Origin of the sequence: uncultured Wocania sp. (assembly GCF_964021735.1) — a bacterium.
Taxonomy (GTDB): Bacteria; Bacteroidota; Bacteroidia; order Flavobacteriales; family Flavobacteriaceae; genus Wocania_A.
This window is the reverse complement of record NZ_CAXIBN010000156.1, coordinates 1-7369: the sequence shown is the minus strand read 5'-3', so window position 1 is coordinate 7369 and position 7369 is coordinate 1. Positions and strand designations below refer to the sequence as shown.

General features: G+C 30.8%; 7 protein-coding genes and 1 pseudogene. 5 read left to right on the top strand and 3 right to left on the bottom strand.

Translation table 11 applies throughout. The features are described 5' to 3' along the window. Positions 1-1031, bottom strand: a pseudogene (locus AADI82_RS12245) (outer membrane protein assembly factor); the annotation flags it as partial. Positions 1032-1223: 192 nt separating this feature from the next. On the opposite strand from AADI82_RS12245, the gene AADI82_RS12240 reads away from it, so the two are divergent. Continuing rightward, positions 1224-1940, top strand: a complete 717-nt coding sequence (locus tag AADI82_RS12240) for an RNA methyltransferase (RefSeq protein ID WP_341216717.1) — start codon at positions 1224-1226, stop codon at positions 1938-1940. Positions 1941-2120: 180 nt separating this feature from the next. Here the strand turns inward: AADI82_RS12240 and AADI82_RS12235 are convergent, their stop codons facing one another. Further along, complete coding sequence (locus AADI82_RS12235) at positions 2121-2852, bottom strand: porin family protein (protein WP_341216716.1); 732 nt, start codon at positions 2850-2852, stop codon at positions 2121-2123. 3 nt (positions 2853-2855) lie between these two features. After that, positions 2856-3584: a bifunctional demethylmenaquinone methyltransferase/2-methoxy-6-polyprenyl-1,4-benzoquinol methylase UbiE gene (ubiE, locus tag AADI82_RS12230; RefSeq protein ID WP_341216715.1), complete on the bottom strand. Its 729-nt coding sequence runs from the start codon at positions 3582-3584 to the stop codon at positions 2856-2858. Between the two features lie 136 nt (positions 3585-3720). Here ubiE and trkA point away from each other — a divergent pair, with 136 nt between their 5' ends. The 4 genes from trkA to AADI82_RS12210 all read left to right on the top strand — a co-directional run bounded on the left by trkA (position 3721) and on the right by AADI82_RS12210 (position 7367). Then, positions 3721-5070, top strand: coding sequence for a Trk system potassium transporter TrkA (gene trkA / locus AADI82_RS12225; RefSeq protein WP_341216714.1), 1350 nt, complete (start codon positions 3721-3723; stop codon positions 5068-5070). A 3-nt stretch (positions 5071-5073) separates the two neighbouring features. Continuing rightward, positions 5074-6567 carry a potassium transporter TrkG gene (locus AADI82_RS12220; protein ID WP_341216713.1) on the top strand — a complete coding sequence of 498 codons (1494 nt, stop codon included), beginning with the start codon at positions 5074-5076 and terminating at the stop codon, positions 6565-6567. 214 nt (positions 6568-6781) lie between these two features. Continuing rightward, complete coding sequence (locus AADI82_RS12215) at positions 6782-6943, top strand: hypothetical protein (RefSeq protein WP_341216712.1); 162 nt, start codon at positions 6782-6784, stop codon at positions 6941-6943. 172 nt (positions 6944-7115) lie between these two features. Then, positions 7116-7367, top strand: coding sequence for a hypothetical protein (locus AADI82_RS12210; protein ID WP_341216711.1), 252 nt, complete (start codon positions 7116-7118; stop codon positions 7365-7367). Positions 7368-7369: the final 2 nt, after the last annotated feature.

The window sequence follows — 7369 nt, the reverse complement described above, 5'->3', positions numbered from 1 at the left end:
GTTCTATCAATGTCTTGAAAAATGGTACCTGGATTAATAACAACAGCATCCGTTATTGCTCTTGGTCTATACTTCATTTTTCCATAACTTAGTAATTTGTAACCACCATATGAAATAGAATCTAGAAATGGTTTGTTTCTGTTTTCATAAGTGTAATCAGTTATAATATTGACGTCTTTAATGGTATAAATTTTAAAAGGCTCTCGTGTAATAGTGTCTTGAGTTCTAATAGCTCTATCTTGAATGATAACATCAATATTTGCTTTTTTATTGGTGTCAATCGTATCAACTGTAAATCGAATATAGTCTTGATTAAAATGATATACGCCAGAATTACGCATTTCACTAGTAATTCTATTACGTTCTGAACCTAAAACAGGAATAACATATTGGTCATTTTGTTTTATTAAAGCTCTTCCTTTAACTTTTTCGTATAAGGAATCTATAACAGGCGATTTAATACTTTTTGTAATAGAATCTATGATGTAAGGTTTACCATGTTTTACAAAATAATCAATACTTGCGCGTTTATTATCTTTTTTTTGGATATCATAATTTACATCAACATTACTCCAACCATTAAACTTATAATAGGCTTCTAAACGTTTTGCAGTTTTTTTTGTTTTTTCTTCGTCAACAATTACTGGTGGCTCTCCTGTTTTTTTTAGCCAATTATTAAAGCCTAAAGCAGATGTTTTAAGTCTGTCTACTTGTTTTTGAGAATATACTTTTCTTAAACGCTCACGTCTTTTAGGTTTTTTGTCTAACCATGCTTCAAAAATAGAATCTCTATTTGGGCGTGCTAAATTATATATGTTTAGCCTTAAATTACCAATTAATGGGAGTTTGCTGTTTGGTTTTTGGTGCAATAAGTTGGTTATAGTTTCTGTATTATTCTTTTTATCGTTTACGTATACTGTATTTTCTACAAGTAGATGCTCATCATCGGCAACTCTTTTAACGGTATTACAAGATGTAACATATCCTGTAATAAAAATTAATAGTAGTATTTTTAAGAATTGTTGTTGCAAACGAAATTATATTTAATTCAAATTATAGTTTAAGAGTTTGTTTCAATTAAAAGAAATAATAAAGCTTATTATAAGCTCAAAAATACATTATTTCCTCAGAAAAACACCTAAATAATTTAAGTGTGATGTAACCTTTATTAATATTTTTCATTTCTTTATAAAATTAAAATGAATAATATAAAAAAAGATTTAATGCTCTCTAAAAACCAGATAAAATTAATAACGCGTTTAAAGCAAAAAAAATATAGATTGCAGCATGGTTTTTTTGTTGTTGAGGGCATAAAAACAATACAAGAACTATTACAATCTAAATTAACGCTTCAAGCATTATATACGACTGAAACATTCAATATTGATGCCAAAGATGAAATTTTAATTTCTGATGCAGAATTAAAACGCATTAGTTTTTTAACTACGCCAAATAAAGCCCTCGCCGTTTTTAAAATTCCAGTGCCAAAGTCTGTAAATACAAGCGGATTAATTGTGGCACTTGATGCCATTAGAGATCCAGGGAATTTAGGTACAATTATTAGACTTTGCGATTGGTTTGGTATTACAGATTTGGTTTGTAGCAAAGAAACGGTTGACTGCTTTAACCCTAAAGTAATACAAGCTACAATGGGTTCAATAACTAGAGTTAATATAAATTATGTGGATTTGGTTGATTTTTTAAACGAAGTAAATTTACCAGTTTTTGGAGCTTTTATGGAAGGCGAAAACGTGTACAATAAACAATTGCCCAAAGTTGGTGTTTTGGTTATGGGAAATGAAGCCAATGGTATTTCAAAAGAAGTTGAGGCTATTATAAACGAAAAAATATCCATTCCTAGATTTGGCGATATACAAGCTACTGAAAGTTTAAATGTAGCAACCGCAACTGCTATTTTGTTGAGTGAGTTTAGGAGGTGAATTAGTCTTCAGTCGGCAGTATTCAGTCTGCAGTCTGTAGCTGGAGTAGTTATGAATTATGTTAGGCTTTTTAAATTTTGCGTTTTTGGCGGAAAATTAAAATATCGTATTTATTAATGATTTATTTTAAGTTACACAGTAACTGCTATCTGTAGACTAAATACTGCCAACTAATTTTTTTTATTGAAACGTAAAATTAATAAACACACCTCTTGTTTTCATACTAGCAATATTACTTGTCCATGGGCTATTTGGGTCTGCATCTCTAACAAGTTCGTCATTAATAGCAAAAAGCCCACGAATAGAAGGTGTAAATTTAAAATTGTATAAATACAAATCTATACCAAAACCAAGCTCATAAAACAGCATATTTTTTTTGGTTCTAAATTGCCCATTGCTATTATCGTTTGGATTGGTTTCGTTACTTGAAAGATTTAAAGCCGTAGAAAACCCTCCAACAATAAAAGGCTTAAAATTATTAATACGTTTTGTTGAAACTTTTACTAACAGGGGAATATGTATGTAAGTAGATTTAACCTCTCTTGTTAAATCTGAATTTTTTAAATCAGTAACGCCTTCAAAATATGTTTGGCTATAATATAACTCTCTAGTAGTAATTAATAAACCAGGTTCTAAGCGTAAATCTATAAACTTGTTTATACGTAGATTTCCTATTAAACCAACACTAAAACCAGGGCTTCTTTTTACATAAATATCACGTAAATCTTCGTTGTAATCAAAATTAAAATCGTAATTATTAATGCCTAAAAAATAGCCCCAACGCAGTAAATTATTATCTGTGGTGCCTCTTCCTGAATTTGCATCATAAGTCACCTTTTCTTTTTTAAACAATTGCGCATTAGAGGTTTGAGCGACTAAAAGGAATGCTAATAAGAGAAAAAGGTTCTTCATTTTTTATTGTTTTGATGCTGTATAGATAGTCGCTACTCCAAAGGTTTGCGGTAAATCTTCAACATTAGTAAACCCAATTTCACGTAAAATATTGTTTAAAGCTTCACCATAAGGAAAAACAGATGCCGATTCGCATAGGTATTTATATGCACTTCTATCTTTAGAAAATATCCTACCAATAAGAGGTAAAATGTTTTTTGTGTAAAAATTATAACCTTGCTTATATGGTGCCTTGTCAGGCATTGATGTTTCTAAAATCACAAAAATACCGTTAGGCTTTAAAACGCGAAGTATTTCTTTTAAGCCATTTTCTAAAGTTTCAAAATTACGTACGCCAAATGCAACAGTAATGGCATCAAAGGTATCATCGTTAAAAGGCATATTTTCAGAATCGCCTAAAACCATATCAATTTTTTGTTTTAAACCTTTCTTTTTAATCTTTTCTCTACCAATGTCTAACATGCCACTGCTAATATCTAACCCAACAATTTTGGTAGCATCTGTTTCTGCTAAATTAATAGCTAAATCTCCAGTTCCTGTGGCAATATCTAGAATGGTTTTTGGTTGTTTTTCTTTAACCAATTTCACCACTTTTTTGCGCCATTTAATGTCTATTCCAAAAGAAATCACACGGTTTAAATTATCGTAATCACCAGAAATGGTATCAAACATTTTGGTAACCTGCTCCTTTTTTCCTAATTCGCTATTCTTGTACGGTTTAATTTTTGACAAATCTGTAAATTTTGGACAAATATAAACTTTTACAAAAGCATTATGCAATAGGTTTGCAAATATTATATTGACTATTAGTGACGTAGCAATATTTATTTTATAGTATATTTGTTATACTTTTTATGATATATAAATAATGAAAATTATTATTGCTGGAGCTGGTGAAGTTGGATTTCATTTAGCAAAATTACTGTCTTACGAATCTCAAGAGATTACTTTAATAGACACGAATAAGGAAAGTCTTGCCTACGCCGACACCCATTTAGATATAAAAGTTATTAAAGGTGACGCAACATCAATTGCTATTTTAAAAGAAGCGCGTGTTGATACGAGCGACTTGTTAATTGGTGTAACAGCTTCAGAAACTACAAATATTACGGTATGTGTTTTGGCAAAGCAATTAGGATCAAAACGAACCATTGCTAGAATATCTAATACCGAATTTATAAATCATAAAGATGAAGTTGGATTTACTAAATTTGGAATTGATGAGCTTATTTCTCCCGAAGCTTTAGCCGCTTCAGAGATTGAATTATCGCTTAAACCATCTTCTTTTAATGATAATTACGAGTTTGAAGAAGGTGCGCTTACTATGGCAGGTTTAACCTTGTCTAAAGAAGCTTCTTTTATTGGTAAAAAGGTAAAACAAGCGGCTAAAATTTTTCCAGAAATTCACTTTGTGCCTATTGCTATTCAACGTGCAGGGACTCAGTTTACTATTATTCCTCGCGGAGATACTAAGTTTAAAGAGGGTGATAATGTAGTATTTATAACCTCTGAAGGTGGTGCAGACGAACTTTGTAAACTTACAGGAAAAGCAAATGCCGAAATTAAAAATGTGATGATTCTTGGAGGTACACAAATAGGATATAAATCGGCAAGAGATTTAAGTGAAAAAGGATTTAATGTTAAGCTTTTTGAAGGAAATAAGGAACGAGCTTTTGATATTGCTGATGCTTTACCAAATGTTTTAGTAATTAATAGTGATGGTAGAAATGTAGATTTACTAGATGAAGAAAATATTAGCGATATGGATGCTTTTGTAGCCGTAGGAGATAATTCCGAAACAAATATAATGTCATGCTTAGTGGCTAAATCTAAAGGTGTAAAAAAATCTATTGCTTTGGTTGAAAATATGGATTATTTTGAATTATCTCAATCCATCGGTATCGATACACTGATCAATAAAAAACTATTAGCCGCAAATAATATTTTTAGATATATACGTAAAGGAGAAGTGGTTGCTATGACCAAATTAAATAATATGAATGCAGAGTTATTAGAGTTTGAAGTTAAAGCAACATCAGTTATATGCAATAAAGTTATAAAAGATATTGATTTTCCGAGATCAGCAATTATTGGAGGTGTTATTAGAAATGGAGTAGGTTTAATAGCTTTAGGCGATTTTAAAATTCAAGAAGGCGATCGCGTGGTGGTTTGTAGCTTACTTAAATCTATAAAAGGTGTGGAAAAGTTATTCCTCTAAAACATGAAACTTAATTACAAAATCATTTTTCATTTTTTCGGACTCCTGTTATTATTCAATGGTGGTTTTGTGTTACTCGCATCGCTCATTAGTTTAATTTATAAAGATGGTGTTACATTGCAGTTATTTTTAGCGGGTATTGTAACATTAATAGCTGGAGTACTGGTTATGTTTTTTACCAGACGCCATAAAAAAGAAATGAATAAGCGCGAAGGCTATATTGTTGTAACCTTTGGTTGGGTTATTATGGCTCTTGCAGGTACGTTGCCCTATATTTTTACAGGAAGCATCCCGAGTTTTGTAAACGCTTTTTTCGAAACCATGTCTGGTTTTACAACAACTGGAGCTACAATTTTAAATGATATTGAAGCGGTGCCAAAAGGTGTTTTGTTTTGGCGTAGTTTAACACACTGGATTGGTGGTATGGGAATTATTGTACTCGCCATTGCTATTTTACCATTACTCGGAATCGGAGGGATGCAGTTGTTTGCAGCCGAGGCTCCTGGACCAAGTGCCGATAAATTACACCCAAGAATTACCGATACCGCTAAACGTTTATGGCTTATTTATTTTGGATATACTGCAGCCGAAACTATATTATTGCAAGTCGCAGGTATGTCTTTTTTTGATGCTATTAATCATGCCTTGTGTACGCTGTCAACAGGTGGGTTTTCAACTAAAAATGCTAGTGTCGCTTATTGGAACGACCAACCTATTATTCAATATATTATTATTATTTTTATGTTTTTGGCTGGTACAAATTTTGTGCTAAGTTATTTTGCATTTAAAGGAAAAATTCAAAAAATAATACATGACGAAGAATTTAAACTCTATTTTAAATTTATAAGTGTTTTTACAATTATAGCTGCACTCATCATATATTTTAGGGCAGATATATCAGCATCATCTATTGCGCATCCTATGGTTTGGGGTGAAGCAGAAAGTGCCTTTCGACACGGGTTGTTTCAAGTGCTATCGGTAATTACCACTACTGGTTTTGTGACTGCTGATTTTACTATGTGGACCCCTTTTTTAGTGGTGTTTTTTTTCGGACTCATGTTTTTGGGTGGGTCGGCAGGTAGTACATCTGGAGGTGTAAAAGTTGTTAGACATTTAATATTAATTAAAAATGGTTTTTTAGAATTTAAACGTACGTTACATCCAAATGCTATTATACCAGTGCGTTATAACACCAAATCTATTTCTGGCGATATTGTATTTAATGTTCTTGCCTTTTTTATATTATATATGTTATCCTTTATTGTTGGTGCTTTAGGGTTTTCTATGATGGAAATAGATTTTCAATCTTCAATCGGTTTAGCGGCATCAAGCTTAGGGAATGTTGGACCTGCCTTGGGCGATTTTGGACCCGTAAATAACTATGCTAATTTGCCGAGCATTGGCAAATGGTGGTGTAGTTTTTTAATGCTAATAGGGCGTTTGGAACTTTTTACAGTACTTATTTTATTTACGCCTTTCTTTTGGCGTAACAGATAATAATTTAACTCTTTTTTTACAGTTAACCTTTAAAGGTTTCGTTTCTTTGTTGTAAGATTATAGCCCGCTCTCATTTTATAATCTTTTTGTCTAGTATAAATTCGATTTGAAATATCAAATACTAATCTAATTATCTTTTAAGGAGAATAGTGTTTTGGTATAAATATTGATACATATTGTAATTAAAAATAAACTTAACCTAAAAATAATATAAATGAAGAAAGCAGTAACATTAGTATCAATTGTTGTGGTTATATTGATTCTGAATTTAGATAGAGTATTAGTTATTGATGATTATTTTAAAGCTATAATGCTTTTTGTTTTAGCTGGATTTTTAGCAGTTTTCGAATACAAAAGAAATAGAAGTTATGATTAAATAATAACTTTTTTGAAATTAATACTTATTAGTATTTATAAATGTTAAGCTTCCTTTGTGTTTGATTTTTAATAGTTTATAAGAGCTTTGATGTAACATTTTTATTGGTTAATCGTCTTTTTTGTATAAACCAACATGTGCTGAACTTGTTTCAGTATTAAAAAATAGTATCATGGAATTAGTATTAAAAGTAGAAGATTTAGAACCAGAATCTAAAGTAATTGAAAATCAAGTTAATTCAGAAGGCTTATTAAACTCTAATTACAAAAAACTTGTAAGAAAGAATTTAAACAATACAACTTCACAATCACTTTTTGGTATAAGACAACGTTTAAAAATATGCCAATATCAATTTACTTCAAGTATAGAAACGATTTTAAAAGTATCAGCTTTTACCGTTATTTTTATAACTATATTTTCTTAAAA